The sequence below is a fragment of the Listeria sp. ILCC796 genome, from assembly GCF_900186175.1.
In the GTDB taxonomy this organism is placed as follows: Bacteria; Bacillota; Bacilli; order Lactobacillales; family Listeriaceae; genus Listeria; species Listeria goaensis.
In genome coordinates, this window is sequence record NZ_FYBV01000003.1 from 1 (window position 1) to 16110 (window position 16110).

Annotated in this window: 14 protein-coding genes and 1 riboswitch; of the genes, 8 read left to right on the top strand and 6 right to left on the bottom strand. The window is 41.2% G+C overall.

What is annotated here, in order from left to right; all coding sequences use genetic code 11:
* On the top strand, nt 1-1517 hold a 1517-nt coding region (locus tag CFS04_RS04630), incomplete at its 5' end, for an immunoglobulin-like domain-containing protein (protein WP_369821513.1).
* A gap of 129 nt (nt 1518-1646) precedes the next feature.
* Here the strand turns inward: CFS04_RS04630 and CFS04_RS04635 are convergent.
* A complete protein-coding gene (locus tag CFS04_RS04635) occupies nt 1647-3122 on the bottom strand; it encodes an LM6179_1298 family efflux MFS transporter (RefSeq protein ID WP_088809461.1) in 1476 nt (491 codons plus the stop codon).
* Between the two features lie 130 nt (nt 3123-3252).
* On the opposite strand from CFS04_RS04635, the gene CFS04_RS04640 reads away from it, so the two are divergent.
* From CFS04_RS04640 to CFS04_RS04665, 6 genes are all read left to right on the top strand, one after another.
* On the top strand, nt 3253-4305 hold the full coding sequence (locus CFS04_RS04640; RefSeq protein ID WP_088809462.1) for a M42 family metallopeptidase: 1053 nt from the start codon (nt 3253-3255) through the stop codon (nt 4303-4305).
* An 18-nt stretch (nt 4306-4323) separates the two neighbouring features.
* Nucleotides 4324-4794 carry a glutathione peroxidase gene (locus CFS04_RS04645; protein ID WP_088809463.1) on the top strand — a complete coding sequence of 157 codons (471 nt, stop codon included), beginning with the start codon at nt 4324-4326 and terminating at the stop codon, nt 4792-4794.
* A 102-nt stretch (nt 4795-4896) separates the two neighbouring features.
* The gene (locus CFS04_RS04650; protein ID WP_088809464.1) at nt 4897-6465 is read left to right on the top strand and encodes a peptide chain release factor 3; all 1569 of its coding nucleotides are present in this window, start codon (nt 4897-4899) and stop codon (nt 6463-6465) included.
* A gap of 71 nt (nt 6466-6536) precedes the next feature.
* Nucleotides 6537-6689: riboswitch (yybP-ykoY riboswitch) on the top strand.
* Nucleotides 6690-6719: 30 nt separating this feature from the next.
* A complete protein-coding gene (locus tag CFS04_RS04655) occupies nt 6720-7487 on the top strand; it encodes a TerC family protein (protein ID WP_088809465.1) in 768 nt (255 codons plus the stop codon).
* Nucleotides 7488-7586: 99 nt separating this feature from the next.
* Nucleotides 7587-8366, top strand: a complete 780-nt coding sequence (locus CFS04_RS04660; RefSeq protein WP_088809466.1) for a TerC family protein — start codon at nt 7587-7589, stop codon at nt 8364-8366.
* Nucleotides 8367-8409: 43 nt separating this feature from the next.
* Nucleotides 8410-9735: a TrkH family potassium uptake protein gene (locus CFS04_RS04665; RefSeq protein WP_088809646.1), complete on the top strand. Its 1326-nt coding sequence runs from the start codon at nt 8410-8412 to the stop codon at nt 9733-9735.
* Nucleotides 9736-9773: 38 nt separating this feature from the next.
* Here CFS04_RS04665 and CFS04_RS04670 read toward each other — a convergent pair whose 3' ends face one another.
* From CFS04_RS04670 to CFS04_RS04680, 3 genes are all read right to left on the bottom strand, one after another.
* Complete coding sequence (locus tag CFS04_RS04670; protein ID WP_088809467.1) at nt 9774-10919, bottom strand: VanZ family protein; 1146 nt, start codon at nt 10917-10919, stop codon at nt 9774-9776.
* Nucleotides 10920-11001: 82 nt separating this feature from the next.
* Nucleotides 11002-11376, bottom strand: coding sequence for a DUF4064 domain-containing protein (locus CFS04_RS04675; protein WP_088809468.1), 375 nt, complete (start codon nt 11374-11376; stop codon nt 11002-11004).
* A gap of 28 nt (nt 11377-11404) precedes the next feature.
* Nucleotides 11405-12454: an acyltransferase family protein gene (locus tag CFS04_RS04680; protein WP_088809469.1), complete on the bottom strand. Its 1050-nt coding sequence runs from the start codon at nt 12452-12454 to the stop codon at nt 11405-11407.
* Nucleotides 12455-12577: 123 nt separating this feature from the next.
* Between CFS04_RS04680 and CFS04_RS04685 the strand changes: the two genes are divergently transcribed.
* Nucleotides 12578-13060: a methylated-DNA--[protein]-cysteine S-methyltransferase gene (locus CFS04_RS04685; protein WP_088809470.1), complete on the top strand. Its 483-nt coding sequence runs from the start codon at nt 12578-12580 to the stop codon at nt 13058-13060.
* Between the two features lie 38 nt (nt 13061-13098).
* On the opposite strand, the gene CFS04_RS04690 is transcribed toward CFS04_RS04685, so the two are convergent.
* The gene (locus tag CFS04_RS04690; RefSeq protein ID WP_088809471.1) at nt 13099-15252 is read right to left on the bottom strand and encodes an ATP-dependent Clp protease ATP-binding subunit; all 2154 of its coding nucleotides are present in this window, start codon (nt 15250-15252) and stop codon (nt 13099-13101) included.
* Nucleotides 15253-15438: 186 nt separating this feature from the next.
* Complete coding sequence (locus tag CFS04_RS04695) at nt 15439-16050, bottom strand: CPBP family intramembrane glutamic endopeptidase (protein ID WP_088809472.1); 612 nt, start codon at nt 16048-16050, stop codon at nt 15439-15441.
* Between the last annotated feature and the right edge of the window lie 60 nt (nt 16051-16110).

Consider the following 16110-nt stretch of genomic DNA (forward strand, 5'->3'; position numbering starts at 1 on the left):
ACTATTTCGCCGTTTCAACAGATTCTTACGTACAAGGAACGTTCACAGGAAGTGTGAAATATGTTTCCCTTGTTGTGAATGGCACAGAATACGTGAAAACCCCTGTAAAAGATGCGAACACGTGGAGCTATTACTCTAGAGGCAAGATTGCGATGGGTGATATGGTTTCTGTGAAAGGGTACAATGTCGCAGGCGTTGTAGTGGATGAAAAACAAGTCAATGTAATTCTTAACCCACCAGGCGATAGTACTATTACAGCAAATAATTTTGTCTTGTACCAAGATAAATATGTTACAGGAACGTATACAGGAAGCGTGAAATACATTGCGCTGAAAGTCAATGGCACAGTATTAAGTAAAATCCCAGTTTCAGGTGGCACTTACTCATACTATGCACGACCAAATATCACATCTGAAGAAGATGTAGTATCCATTATTGCGTATAATAGCGCAAGTGTCCAAGTAGCGGAAGCACCTGTCCGAGTGAGTGATTCTGAAACGACAAGTGCTATCACAGCGAATAATTATAGTATTGGTGATAGTTCAGTAATTGGAACATATTCTGGAGATGTGAAATACATTTCTGCGACAGTGAATGGTACAGAACTTTCTAAAATCCCAGTAGACGGCTCAGGCACATATGAATACTATATTCGCCGTTATATCACAAGCGATACAGATACTATTGTAATGAACGCCTACAATTCAAGAAATGAAATTGCGAAAACTACTACAGTAAGAATCAATCCAAGTGGTCCATCAGCGATTACTGCACAGACTTACAATCTTGGAGAGAGTTCAGTAGTTGGTACGTACTCTGGAGATGTGAAATACATTTCTGCGACAGTGAATGACACAGAACTTTCTAAAATCCCAGTAGACGGTTCAGGCACATATGATTATTATATTCGCCGTTATGTCACAAGTGATACAGATCGAATTGTAATGAATGCCTATAATTCAAGAAATGAAATTGCGAAAACTACTCCAGTAAACATCGGTCAAACTGGTCCATCAGCGATTACTGCACAGACTTACAACCTTGGTGATAGTTCAGTAGTCGGCACGTATTCTGGAAATGTGAAATATATTTCCGCAACCGTGAATGACACAGAACTATCTAGAATCCCAGTAGACGGTTCAGGCACATATGATTACTATATTCGCCGTTATGTCACAAGTGACCAGGATACTATCGTAATGAAAGGTTATACTGCAGGTGGAGATGTGGTGGCTTCTAATAGAGTGACGATCCCACCAACTGCTCCAGCAACGTTAACAACAGATGTCTTTACGATTGGAACTTCAAGTAATGTCACAGGAACATCAACAAATGGTGTGAAATATATTGCGCTTAAAGTTGAAGGTGTCGTTAAATCTAAAATTCCAGTAAATGCAGATGGTTCGTTTACGTATTATGCGAAAGCCTTACTGAAAACACCAGGTATGCAAGTTTCGATGATAGGTTATGGCGGAGCGAACAATATTCTTGTTGAAACACCAGTAACGGTTCGATAAATTACTGAATGTTTCTAAGCAAATTAAACAGCAAAGAACTTTTCAAAGAGTTCTTTGCTGTTTTTTTCTATTTGAACAACAAAAAGAGCAGCTTAACTTGAGCTGCTCTTTCAATCTGAATGTATAACTTTAATTTTCCCCAGAAATATGTTTTTTTGGCAAAATAAAATGGAGGAAAAAGCTGATAACAGCCAGTAAAAACATAGTCCAAAAGACGATATGAAGACCTTCATACAAAATCGAGCGAAGGGGATTGATTAGACTCTCGTCCACTTGACCAGCTGTTTTTGGACTAATCAACAGATTTAAATGTTTTCTGTCCACACCTGCCGTCGCATTTGCCGCAAACTGTGAGGCAAGAATCGAGTTGAAAATTGTACCAAAAATCGCAACACCAATCGTTTGACCCACTGTTCGGAATAAAGTGTTAGAAGCTGTGGCGATACCCGTCTGATAGCGAGGCACTGCGTCTTGGACGGTGACCATGGTCGTAGTGAAGATAATACCAAAACCTAAGCCCATTAAGGCGCTATTTAAATAAAAGTAGATATCTAACGTGCTCGCTGGGAAAATCGCTAGGATTAGTCCGCTCAAAACCGTGATGAAAATGCCAAGGCCAACTGTATGGCGATTGCCGATTTTCATTAGCAGTTTTCCGCCTACAAATGAACCGATGATCCAAGTAATCGAAAGTGGGGCAATCATGAGCCCCGCAATTGTCGCGCCGTGGCCAAGCATACCTTGCGCCCACATGGGAATGTAAACGTTTATACCAATCAAAAAGGCGCTAATGAAGAAGCCAATTAAATTTCCGATAAGCACGACCGGATTTTTAAACAGAACAAAAGGCATGATAGGGTCTTTCGCCCGTTTCTCGGCGTAGTAAAAGCAGATAAAGAGCACAACTGCTAGCCCAAGTAAAATTAAAACGAGTGGCTCGCCCCAGTTTAGCGTTTCTCCGGCGCGCTGTAAGGCGAATAAAAGTGCAAGCAGTGCTACCGTAAATAGCGATATACCAAGGAAATCGATGGGGAGGTTTTCGTTTGCAACATTTTCTTTTAAATAAAGCCAGACTAAGAAAATCGTCAAAATTCCAACAGGAACATTGATAAAGAAAATCCAGTGCCATGATAATTGATCCACTAAAAAACCACCCAGAAGTGGACCGAAAACGCCAGCGATTCCCCATGCGGAACCCATGAATCCGAGTATTCTGGCGCGCTTTTCAAAAGGATAAATGTCGGCGATAATTGTCATTGTTAGCGGTAAAATTCCGCCTGCGCCGATTCCTTGGATAGCACGGAAAATAATAAGTTGCTCCATATTTGTGGCAAATCCGCAAAGTGTGGAGCCCACTAAAAAAATGAGCGTTGCGATAATAAAGATCATTTTTCTTCCATATAAGTCCGATAATTTCCCGTAAATGGGAACAGTAACGGCGGAAGTTAGTAAATAAATTGAAAAAATCCAATTCATAAGTTCGATGCCGTCAAGTTGGCTGACGATTGTTGGAATGGCTGTGCTGACAATCGTTCCTTCAATGGCTGCCATAAAAGTTGCCACAAAAACGGCGACTGTGACGGCTTTCACTTTTGTTTCTTCCACAAGATTTACCTCCCTTTCGTGTCAAGCTGAATTATAGCATAATTAAACGGCTTTTTGTCAAAGAATTCATCATTTGTGCCTTTTTCTTTGGAAAGGATTATAATGAAGGAGAATAAAAGGAGGAATGGAATTGACTTACGAACCGAATACGACTGAAACGATGTTGAAAATTAAAGAACTAACTGAAATTGCAAGTCCAACTGGGAATACACGCGAAATTATTGCGAAAATTGCTGCAGACTTAGCGGAATTAGATGTGAGCACCCGCTTAAATCATAAAGGTGGTTTAATTGTGACACTGCCTGGTGAAAATACGGAAAAGCATCGAATGTTGACGGCACATGTAGATACACTTGGTGCGATGGTGAAAGAAATAAAGGCAGATGGCCGCTTGTCGCTCTCTTTAATTGGCGGTTTTCGTTTCAATGCGATTGAAGGGGAATATTGTACGATTGAAACCTCGGATGGGAAAAAATTTAGCGGAACAATTTTGATGCATCAAACTTCGGTACATGTCTATAAAGATGCTGGCACGGCGGAGCGAAATGAACGCAACATGGAAGTACGAATTGATGCGCGCGTCACGTCTAAGGAAGAGGTTCGCGAACTAGGCATTGAAGTGGGTGACTTTGTTTCGTTTGATTCGCGAACCGAAATTGTAAACGATGAATTTATTAAGTCGCGCCATTTGGACGATAAAGCAAGTGTTGGCATGCTGCTGCGCCTCATTGAACATATTCAAAAAACGGGGGTTAAACTGCCGTATATGACCCATATTTTAATTTCAAATAATGAAGAAATCGGGTATGGCGGTAATTCGAACATTCCGGCTGAGGTTGTAGAATATTTGGCGGTCGACATGGGGGCGATTGGTGACGGGCAGGCAACTGATGAGTACACGGTGTCGATTTGTGCGAAAGACGGTAGCGGCCCGTATCACTACGGTTTTCGAAAAAACTTGGTGGAGCTTGCGAAACAGCATGATATTTCATATAAAGTGGATATTTATCCGTATTACGCGTCGGATGCCAGTGCGGCGATTCACGCGGGGAACGACATCGTGCACGGCTTAATTGGGGCGGGGATTGACTCTAGCCACGCATACGAGCGGACGCACCGCGATTCGCTCTATCACACGGAAAAGCTGCTTTACCACTATCTTTTAAGTGAGATGGTCAAGTAAATTTGGGGGTGTAAAACGATGAACGTACACGATTTTACAGAAGTCGCGATGGACGGTCACAAAATTCCACTATCTGTTTATGAAGGAAAAACACTGTTAATTGTGAATACAGCCAGCAAATGTGGCTTGACACCGCAATTAGAGGGGCTGGAATCGCTATACAAAACGTATCAAAAGGACGGCTTGGAAATTTTAGGCTTTCCGTGCAATCAATTTTTGCGGCAGGATCCGGGTACGAATGAGGAAATCATGGAATTTTGCCAGTTAAATTACGGCGTGACATTTCAAATGTTTGAGAAAATTAAAGTCAAAGGTCGCGATGCCAATCCGCTTTACAAGTATCTCGTTGCTGAAACAGGCGGAAAGAAAATCGAATGGAATTTCGCAAAGTTCCTCATCGATGGCGATGGCAATATTATCGAACGCTTTTCTTCTAAAACAAAACCTGAAAACATCGAAGAAAATATTAAAGCGGCCCTTTTGAAATAAGGATTTAAAGAGGAATACGGCTAATTGATTTTAGTCGTATTTTTTTTTTGCCTCCTATGATATACTATAAAAATGTGAAGAAGTCGAGGAGGAAATGGAATCATGAGTCAGGGTTTACAAAAAGAAGTCGAAACGCGTAAAACATTTGCGATTATTTCCCATCCAGATGCGGGGAAAACAACGATTACCGAGCAGTTACTTCTTTTCGGTGGCGCGATTCGTTCAGCGGGTACTGTAAAAGGGAAAAAAACAGGGAAGTATGCGACGAGTGACTGGATGGAAATTGAAAAGCAACGTGGGATTTCCGTCACGAGTTCGGTCATGCAGTTTGATTATCAGGATTGCCGTATTAACATCTTGGATACACCCGGGCACTCTGATTTTAGTGAAGATACGTACCGGACGCTTATGGCGGTTGACGCGGCTGTCATGGTTGTCGATTCCGCAAAAGGGATTGAAGCTCAAACAATTAAACTATTTAAAGTTTGTCGGATGCGCGGTATTCCAATTTTTACGTTTATGAATAAGATGGACCGTGAAGGGAAAATGCCACTTGAACTTTTGTCGGAATTAGAAGAAGTGCTGGGCATTGAATCTTACCCGATGAACTGGCCGATTGGTATGGGGAAAGAACTCATGGGGCTTTATGATCGCTATCATCACGTTGTTGAGCGTTACCGGGCGGGGGAAGACGAAACTTTCTTGCCACTAAACGATGAAGGCGATTTGAAAGAGGCGCACGAGATTCAAAACTCAAGTTACTACACCCAAGCTTTGGAAGAAATTATGCTTTTAGATGAGGCAGGAAATGAATTTAGTCGCGAAAAAATTGCAAAAGGTGAACTGACGCCAGTTTTCTTCGGAAGTGCTTTAACGAACTTTGGGGTGGAAACGTTCTTAAAAACGTTTGTTGAATTTGCTCCGTCGCCAAGCGCTCACGAGACGAATGAAGGGGAAATTGCTGCCGAAGATAAGAGTTTCACAGGCTTTATCTTTAAAATTCAAGCGAATATGAATCCCGCTCACCGCGACCGCATTGCGTTTGTGCGAATCTGTTCAGGCGAATTCGAGCGTGGCATTGGTGTTACCTTAACGCGAACTGGCAAGCAAATGAAACTTGCAAACTCCACGCAATTTATGGCCGATGACCGGGAAAATGTGTCGCGCGCTGTAGCTGGCGATATTATCGGTTTATATGATACAGGAAATTATCAAATTGGCGATACGATTTCAAGCGGCAGCAAAACTATTGAGTTTCCAAAGTTACCGCAATTTACGCCGGAGTTATTTATGCGTGTTTCCGCGAAAAATGTTATGAAACAAAAACATTTCCATAAAGGTGTCGAACAGCTTGTTCAAGAAGGCGCCATTCAATTGTTTAAAACGTGGCGTATGGAAGATTATATTATTGGCGCCGTTGGTCAACTTCAATTTGAAGTGTTCGAACATCGGATGCGTAATGAATATAACTCGGAAATTATTATGGAGCCAATTGGGAAGAAAATCGCCCGTTGGATTCGCGAGGAAGATGTGGATGAGAAACTTTCAACTGCGCGTAGTATGCTCGTGAAAGACCGTTTTGATGCGCCGCTGTTCCTTTTCGAAAATGAATTTGCGATCAATTGGTTTAAGGATAAAAATCCCGATATCGAACTCACATCATTACTTTAAAAAAATAGATTGACTTTATTTTTACAAACATGGTATAGTCAATTAGTAGAGTTCAATTATATATCTTTTTGACAATAGTCAAAGGGGAGTAGCACTGGTTTTCGGACCGGGATAAAATCGTCATTACATGGACAAGCGTCCATCGGTTTTATTAACATGTCACATGTCAGCGAGACCTTTGCCCGTAACGGGTGAGGTCTCGTTTTTTATTTACTCGGACTTGTCAAAAGAACAAAATCAAAGGAGGAATTTTAGTGGACACTGCAATGCTTTTAGAATACGGCTGGGTACTACTCGTCCTAATCGGACTTGAAGGGATTTTAGCCGCAGACAATGCTGTCGTGATGGCAGTTATGGTCAAACATTTACCAGAAAAACAACAGAAAAGGGCGCTTTTTTACGGTCTAATGGGCGCATTCGTCTTTCGTTTTGCTGCGCTCTTCTTAATTTCCTTCCTCGCAAATGTTTGGCAGGTGCAGGCGCTTGGAGCCGCATATCTCTTGTACATTGCAATTAGCCACATTGTGAAGCATCTAAGAGGAAGCGATCATAATGAAAAAGAAGCGAAAAAGTCAGGTTCAGGTTTCTGGATGACGGTGCTTAAAGTCGAGGTTGCAGATATTGCGTTTGCGATTGACTCCATGCTTGCTGCTGTAGCGCTTGCAATCACACTTCCTAAAACGGGTTGGGGACAAATTGGGGGTATTGACACAGGGCAGTTTGCCGTGATGTTCCTCGGCGGTTTAGTCGGCCTTATCATCATTCGTTTTGCCGCAACACAATTTGTGAAGCTACTCAAAAATTATCCATCTCTTGAAACGGCAGCCTTCCTAATAGTGGGCTGGGTAGGCGTAAAATTAGTCGTTTATACATTAGCGCATCCAAGCCTAGGCATTATACCACATGAGTTCCCTGAATCGACTACTTGGAAACTAATTTTCTGGGGCGTGATGATTTTAATTATTATCTGGGGTTGGCTCATTTCAATTAAACAAAAGAAAAAAACGCAATCAGAACAATAAAACGCTTAACAATTTTTGAATAAGGGTATAAAATGAGAAGGTATGTACGTTTCATGTGCAGCCTTCTTATCTGTACATAGAAAAAAATGGGGTGAAGGAATGGATGTTTCAATATTAGCAGAGTACGTATGGGTCTTCTTCGTACTCGTCGCACTGGAAGGAATACTTTCCGCAGATAATGCTGTTGTTATGGCGGTTATCGTTCAAAAATTACCGCACGAAAAACAGCGGAAAGCCCTGTTTTACGGCTTAGTCGGTGCCTTTGTTTTCCGTTTTATTGCGCTTTTCTTAATTTCTTTCTTGGTTAAAATATGGGAAATACAAGCTATTGGCGCAATTTATTTATTATACTTAGCAATTAAACATATGATAGACTTAAAACGCGGTAAAGATGGCAAAAAGAAAACAAAAGAGGAAGACAAGGATAAGCCTGTGTCATTTTGGGGTATCGTGATGCGCGTTGAATTAACCGACATCGCTTTTGCGCTCGATTCGATGCTTGCTGCGGCCGCGCTTGCGATGACATTGCCTGATTTAGGCGATTTCACTATTGGTGGTATGAACGGCGGGCAATTCATCGTGATGTTCCTCGGCGGACTCGCTGGCTTAATCGTCATTCGTTTTGCGGCAACACAAGTTGTCAAATTACTAGAACGCTATCCAACGCTTGAAACGGCTGCTTTTCTAATCGTAGGTTGGGTGGGTGTTAAACTAGGTGTGTATACACTCGCGCACCCTTCAGTTGGCATTTTACCAGAGGATTTCCCAGATTCAACTGCATGGAAGCTGACATTTTGGTCGGTTATGCTAATAATTGGTATAGGTGGTTATATCATTGCTAGAAAAAAAGAAAAACAACAAAAGAAAACTCTATCTTGAAAACCGAACAATCAAAAATAAAATAAGAATTATCTTATCGCGCATGACGCCCGTTCAAATTATTATCACGTACTATTTTTTCGCGGTGACGATTTCAACGATTCTTCTCAGTCTCCCTTTTACTCAAAAACCGGGTGTGCATGTGTCTTTTCTCGACACGCTTTTTCTTGCGGCCAGCTCGGTTAGTGTGACGGGGCTCGCGACAGTCGATGTCGGCGCTTCTTACAGCACGGCAGGGATTTGGGTGCTCATGGGAATCTTCCAACTCGGCGGGCTCGGCGTGATGATGCTCAGCACTTTTTTCTACTTGATTTTGCGGCGGAAAATCGGGCTTAAGCAGCGGCAACTCATTATGACGGATACGAACCAATATACGATGAGTGGTATGGTTCGGATGTTGCGTGAAATTTTATTTCTCATCTTTGGGATTGAAATTATCGGTGCCGTCATTTTAGGGCTCTATTTCATCCCGTTTTTTCCAACAATTGGGGAGGCGCTGTTCCAAGGGATTTACAATTCGGTGTCGCTCGTGACAAACGCAGGTGTCGATATAACGGGGTCTTCTTTAATTCCGTTTGTGAATGATTATTTCGTGCAGTTTATCGCCATTTTGCTTATTGTCGCAGGAGGAATTGGTTTCCCTGTTCTGCTTGAAACGCGACGCTTTTTATTCGAAAAAAATACGCTCTATCCGTTTCGCTTCTCGCTGTTTGTGAAGGTTACGACGCTCACGTATTTGGTGCTTTTAATTGGTGGTGGGCTACTTATTTGGGGCATGGAAGCGGGGCATTTATTTAAAAATGCTAGCCTGAGTGAGGGCTTCTTTAATTCAATGTTCTTGTCGGCAACCTCTCGAAGTGCTGGACTACAAACGATTGATAGCGGCGCATTTACGGCTCCAACATTGCTATTTGTTTCGTTCTTAATGTTCATCGGGGCATCGCCGAGTTCTGTTGGTGGCGGTATTCGAACGACAACGTTTGCGGTGACGATTTTGTTCCTTTATTCGGTCATTCGTGGGCGCAATCACATTTATATTTTTGGACGCGAATTGCATCAGGAAGATGTTAGAAAATCGCTTGCTGTCATTATTTTTGCGACGATTTTATGTTTAACGGCCGTCATTGTGCTGGCGCAGACGGAAAGAGCCACGCTTATTGAAATTATTTTTGAAGTTTTTTCGGCATTTGGAACGTGCGGACTTTCGCTAGGTTTAACGCCGAATTTAAGTGTCGCTGGGAAAATCATTATTATTATTCTCATGTTCATTGGCCGCGTTGGGATTATGTATTCCATGCTTAGCTTGCGGAAAAAAAGCGAACCGAAAAATGCGATTCGCTTGCCGAAAGAGAAAATTATTACAGGTTAATTTTAAAAAGCCGTTTTGCTCACTGCAAAACGGCTTTTTTAGGTTGGTTTTGGTCGATACGTGCTCACTTCAGTTGTGCGACTCATTTTTTCGTAAAACAATCGCTTGTCTCGCGCAAAAAAGTTAGCGCTAATATGAATGGCAAATAGAAGGGCGGTTGCGGCGGAAATGGCGAATAAAACGAGCGTGAGTTGCGGTGTGGTGATTTTCGGAATTTGCTCGTTAAGTGGAATGATAATAAGACCACCGACTAAATAATAGAGCAGGCCGTATCTAACGAGAAGATGCTTCAATTTAACGCGACTTTCGCCAATGCGTACAATGCGAATATGCACAATCCATTTTCCAATGGTCAAGCCGTTTGTTAAACTTGGTAGGACAATGAAATAAAGGAAAATAAGAAGGATTTGCCAAATGATTTTTTTGTAGTAGTCGGAGCCAGATGAGCTGATTTCAGAAAAAGGTAACAGGTGTAGCCAGGTTAAGAGTCCTGTCATGACATTCAAAAGGAACCAGTCAATAAAGGTAGCCAAAAACCGTCTAACGAAACTGACGCGCGTGCTACGCGCACTACTCGTTTGGTCCATTTTTTCCCGCGAAGGTAAAAAGAACGTAAACAGCGGGGCGAGCGCATAGCCGATGAGTCCGCCGACTGTATTTAAGATAAGATCGTCCACGTCAAACAAGCGGTAAGCGTGGGGGTAAAGGAAAAAGAGTCCGGTCAATTGAGTGAGCTCAAAAAAGAAGGAGAGCAGAAACGAAATGAGTGTCGTTTTACCAATTGAAAGCCGAAAATAATAGCGTAAATATACACCAAGTGGTAGAAGTAGGAAAATGTTAAATAATGGCTGAATAAACACATCCTGAGTGAGCGCCGGCAAATAGGTGGACGGGTCGGTGATGACGAGCACCGTTTGGTTGATGAAATCAGCAATGAAGTGAAAAGGAATGAGCTGTGGTGCAGGCGCGTTTGAATTTGCTACATCAGCCATGTCGGGCAGTGGCAAGATGGTCATAAAAAAAGCCGCCATTAAATAGAAAATGAGCGTAAATAAGACAAAGACACGCATGAAAGTGATGCTGCCGAATTTGCGATAAGAATAAATGGCAAACGGTATGGTTAATAGAATGCTTAAAAATGGAAAGAGTATAAGTGCGATTTTAACTGGAAATAAATAGGTCATGTTGGTTCCCCTTTAAGAAATGTTAAAACAGGCGGATGACAAACGGCAATTCGTCGTTTATCATCCGCCTGAATATTAGTTGTTATTTGGCGTTCCAAGATTTTGGCACAGGGCGTCTGAACATACCCATGAGTCCCGTTAACATGAGTAAAATACCAGATACTACCCAAGATGTTCCGATGACGAAAAATAAAGCTAACCCAATTAGGAAAATAATAACGCCCCAACTTCTAGGAGCTTTACCGATAAATAATGTTCCAATAAGTGCGATAGCGGAAGCAATTAAAGTAATCCAGCCAAGTTGTGTGACGCTATCCCCAAGTCTGCCAGATAAATACGTAAATGTTTGAATATAAGCTGTAATTTCTTCCCCATAATTGATAATCCAAATGCCGACCCCTAATCCGATAATTGATCCAATAAGACCAAGAATAACTTCAGGTTTGCGATTTGCCATGTCTATTCCTCCTTAGACGTTCCAATTGTTAATACCCCTCACTAGGCAATATTTTTTCTTTTAATCTAAAAAAAGCGGTTTTGAGTCGACTCATTCGAAGTTCAATAATTGGTTGAACGAACGTGGTGACAATGTTGCTCGATAGAATAACAGTTAAGCCGAATGAGATGGCCAACAAGAGGACAAATGTTTTTGACGTGTAATTAAAGTCTGACAAGCTTCCTTCCCGAAACATTTTAATAAAGAAACCGTGCAGAAGGTACACGTATAAAGTATTTTTACCCCATTTTGTAAAGAATAATCGCTTTTTCGGAACAAAAGTAAGGAATGCAGCAATGGAAAGGAAACTAATGCCATAAATCACGCATCTGATGAGGAGCCCAAACGTTTTGACGTCAACGAAACTGGCGTAAGGTTTGGAGCCTAAAAACCAGTTTTCATTTAAATCTGGGTTAAAAATAATGAACGTAATAATGGCAAGCATAATAAAACTGCCGGCAATGCGCGCTGAACGCGTTTGTAATTTCTTAAAATGTTCTTTTTGCATGAAGAAGCCGATTAAAAAGAACGGAAAGAATACAAATGTGCGAGATAAGCTTAAATAGCCATCAATCATGTCAGAATAACCAGCGATAAGACCAATTAAAATGGCGAGTGAGATGCTTACGCTCGGTTTTAATTTTGTGAAGCCATATAAGAATATATTCCAAAAAAATAAACTAAGTAGGAACCAAAGTGACCATTCAGGGTCAAGTAAGGTAAGTGAAATACTGTCTTGACCGAGTAAGTAATAATAGAAAATCGAATAAATAAGTTGAAAGAAGACATAGGGTAAAATTAACTTTTTCATCGTTTTCATGAAATATCCAGGCTTTTTAAAGCCTTTTGCAAAATACCCCGATATTAAAATAAATGCTGGCATATGAAAAGTGTAAATAAAGATGTATAATACACGTACACTCGCATATTCAGCAACAAAAGTTTGTAAGAGGTGACCAAAAACAACAAGAAAAATTAAAATAAATTTTGCGTTGTCGAAATAGTGATCCCGTGGTTTACTTTGTTTTATCGTATCCATAAATTTCACCACACGGTCCTTTCTACATAAAAAGTCTATAGTTATTTTCCCATACCGCTGTAACAATAAACTGACAAAATACTAACAAATTATTGTTTTGCTATTACAAAGGAGGGCTAATTTATGGAAAAGAGAATTTTTGAGTCGCCAATTGGATTACTGTACTTAACCGTTGAAAATAGCCATGTTATCAAGATTTCTTACGACGATAAAGTCCAAAATGAAAGTGGAACGGCAGAAGAAAATCGCGTTATGAATGAGCTCGTAACAGAGCTTACGGACTATTTTTCAGGAAAGTTACAACGATTTCAAGTTAACTTTAAATTGAGTGGCACGGCGTTTGAACAGGCTGTTTACGAGGTGCTCACTGAAATTCCGTATGGTGACTTTTGGTCATACAAACAGGTGGCGAGTCATATTCAAAATGCCTCTTCAGTGCGAGCAGTTGGACAAGCAAACCGAAAAAATCCGCTGCCGATTATCATTCCGTGCCACCGTGTCGTGCAAGAAGGCGGGCAACTTGGTGGCTATAATGGTGCGGATTATGCGAAGAAAATTTGGTTGTTAGAATTTGAAATGAACCATAAAACTGATTTTTGGTCATAAAAAAAGGAAATCCTCCAAAAAAGGATTTCCTTTTTAAATTAAGCCGTTACTTTTGTGCCAATTGTGATGGCTCCATTTTCATCAAGTTGGGCAATAAGTTCAGTCACATCAGGTTGTTCGATGAGCACATCGGCAATAGCATCTTCCAAGTGTTCTTGAATGGTTCTTCTTAGCGGACGAGCGCCAAATTTTGCATCATAGCCGAGGTCGATTAATTTTGCTTTCACATCGTCAGGTACGCTAATTTCCATGTTTTGTGTTTGCAGCATGTCATTTAAATCTTGTAGCATAAGGTTGACAATTTGCATTAAGTCCTCTTTTTCAAGGCTATTAAATTCGATAACGCTATCGAGACGGTTTAGGAATTCAGGTTTGAAGTAATAGCCAAGACGATCTAGGAGGTCGCTACCTTTTTCGAGTTTATCATTGGTATGGTTAAAACCAACTGCGGCTTCTTTTGTGCCGCTTCCCGCATTACTCGTCATGATGATGACTGTGTCTTTAAAGCTAACTGTTCTTCCTTGAGAGTCCGTCAAACGGCCATCTTCCAAAATTTGGAGGAACATATGCTGAACATCAGGGTGCGCTTTTTCCATTTCATCAAGAAGTAAAATGCTATACGGATTGCGGCGAATTTTCTCAGTAAGCTGACCAGCTTCCTCGTGACCAACATAGCCTGGAGGCGAGCCGATAAGTTTTGAAACGCTGTGTTTTTCCATGAACTCAGACATATCAAGGCGAATCATCGCATCTTCTGAACCGAAAAGTTCATTCGCGAGTGTGCGACCAAGTTCTGTTTTACCGACCCCAGTTGGGCCGACAAAGAGGAAGGAGCCAATTGGGCGATTTTTTTGCTTCAACCCAACCCGACCACGCCGGATTGCTTTCGTAATTTTTTTCACCGCATCTTTTTGACCGATTACTTTTTTGTTTAAATGAGCTTCCAAGTCTTTCAACTTCGATTGCTCGTCTTGTTCGAGACGGCCAACTGGAATACCTGTTTTTTCTTCGATGAGCGCCTGAATATCCGACGCCTGAATTACAGGACGTTCCGAAATACCCACTCGCATTTTATTTTCCGACAACCGCGAAATTTCATCGCGAATTTGAGCTGCTTCTTCATAATCTTCTTTTTGCAGTGCCGCATCTTTTTTGGCTTCAAGTCGATTAAGTCGCTCTGTTGCCGTTTTTTCGTCCAATTTTTCAATTGTTAAATTGTATTTTGAACCGACTTCATCCATTAAGTCGATGGCTTTATCCGGCAAATGCCGGTCCTGAATATAGCGCGCGCTAAGCGTTACTGCCGCTTCTAAGCTTTCCTTCGAATAAACGACCTCATGGAAGTTCTCGTAGTTTTCCTTCAAGCCTTCCAAAATCGTGAGCGTTGCGCTTGTGCTCGGCTCATCTACTATCACAGGTTGGAATCTACGTTCAAGCGCCGCATCTTTTTCGATTTTGCGATATTCGTTTAGCGTTGTCGCGCCAATCATTTGAAGCTCACCGCGAGCAAGGGCTGGTTTTAAAATGTTTCCAGCGTCCATCGAGCCTTCCGCAGAGCCCGCGCCAACAATCGTGTGCACCTCGTCAATAAATAAAATGGTGTTCGTGCGTGCAGAAAGTTCCGCGATAAGCTGCTTCATGCGCTCTTCAAACTGCCCGCGAATCCCCGTACCAGAAACGAGCGAAGCCACATCAAGTAAAATCACTTCTTTGTCTAAAAGTTTGTTAGGGACAGCACCTGCCGCTATCGCTCTTGCCAGTCCTTCAACAACAGCCGTTTTACCGACCCCAGGTTCCCCAATTAAAACGGGATTATTTTTATTGCGGCGATTTAAAATTTCAATTGTCCGTTTGATTTCGTCATCGCGACCAATCACCGGATCTAATTTGCCATCTTTCGCCATTTGTGAAAGATTCGTTCCAAATTCATCAAGCAAGCCTGATCCGCCCTGCCTAGTTTCCGTTTGAACTTGGCTTCCTCTTTGGGCTGTCGCCCCGTTTTGATTCATATTCCCGCTAATTTGACGGAAAAAATCATCAAGCGGAGAAGCTCCGTTTTGCATGAAGTTTGCTTGATTATTTTTAAGTGACGCGTAACAAGATTCGCATAGTGGCATCTCCACGCGCTTTCCATTTACATTCATATAAAGTTGAATTCGTGCATCATTTTGATTACAGTTTTGACATAACATAAATTGATTTCCTCCTTTTAACAATAAGAATCAATTTCAGGTCAACTGACTTTGACTATATTTGACTTTATGTTCTTAGTATACACTGACCATTTCTGACTTTCAAGCATTTTGCTCGTATTTTTTGTAACTAACAAACAAAAATTTAGCGTTTAGTCAAAAATAAAAAGCACCCCAAAAGGATGCTTAATAGATTGGCAACGCAGAAAGTAATAAAAATGCAAATAGGAGATGTGACATATATAACATAAGTAAGCTGGGTCGCCAAATGTACAAGGCACCCCAGAAGAGGGAAGCCACGAAAATGGCAATGACCATGGCAATATTACCACTTGCGACAACGAACAAGGCTGATAAAATCGATGAAACGAGTAAGGCGAACCAATTCGCATATGAATCCAGCAATCTTTTTAAAACGAAACCGCGCCAAAAAATTTCTTCACCAGGGACAATGGCGATGACAAGTAAGATCCACACTAACCAGTTATCTGTTGCGTATTTATTAAACGCGCTATGTACGGCTGAATTTAAACCAAAGGGTAAGAATTTAAAAATAAATGCGCCTATATAAAAAATAATATATAAAATGATAGCTGAAAAAATAGCTGGTAAAATACCTTTGAATATGGAAAATTTCTTTCTTAAATCAACATTGAAAATACAAAAACTGAGTAAAAATAACATGCTTGCTCCGTACATATACCAGAAACTTTTTGAAAATTGATACGTGATGAAAATCAGGATGGCTGCTAGTAGAAGTCCGGTAATTAGCTTGAAATCTATTCTGTTGCTCCTCAATACAAAAACACCTCTTAAAAATTCTTCTTTATACCATACTTTAATCGAAAATGGTTAATT

What these genes read in the sequence shown, in the direction of transcription:
- CFS04_RS04645 (WP_088809463.1), top strand. Translation starts at nt 4,324, where the DNA reads ATGAACGTACACGATTTTACAGAAGTCGCGATGGACGGTCACAAAATT.
- CFS04_RS04650 (WP_088809464.1), top strand. Translation starts at nt 4,897, where the DNA reads ATGAGTCAGGGTTTACAAAAAGAAGTCGAAACGCGTAAAACATTTGCG.
- CFS04_RS04660 (WP_088809466.1), top strand. Translation starts at nt 7,587, where the DNA reads ATGGATGTTTCAATATTAGCAGAGTACGTATGGGTCTTCTTCGTACTC.
- CFS04_RS04665 (WP_088809646.1), top strand. Translation starts at nt 8,410, where the DNA reads ATGACGCCCGTTCAAATTATTATCACGTACTATTTTTTCGCGGTGACG.
- CFS04_RS04670 (WP_088809467.1), bottom strand. Translation starts at nt 10,919, where the DNA reads ATGACCTATTTATTTCCAGTTAAAATCGCACTTATACTCTTTCCATTT.
- CFS04_RS04675 (WP_088809468.1), bottom strand. Translation starts at nt 11,376, where the DNA reads ATGGCAAATCGCAAACCTGAAGTTATTCTTGGTCTTATTGGATCAATT.
- CFS04_RS04680 (WP_088809469.1), bottom strand. Translation starts at nt 12,454, where the DNA reads ATGGATACGATAAAACAAAGTAAACCACGGGATCACTATTTCGACAAC.
- CFS04_RS04685 (WP_088809470.1), top strand. Translation starts at nt 12,578, where the DNA reads ATGGAAAAGAGAATTTTTGAGTCGCCAATTGGATTACTGTACTTAACC.
- CFS04_RS04690 (WP_088809471.1), bottom strand. Translation starts at nt 15,252, where the DNA reads ATGTTATGTCAAAACTGTAATCAAAATGATGCACGAATTCAACTTTAT.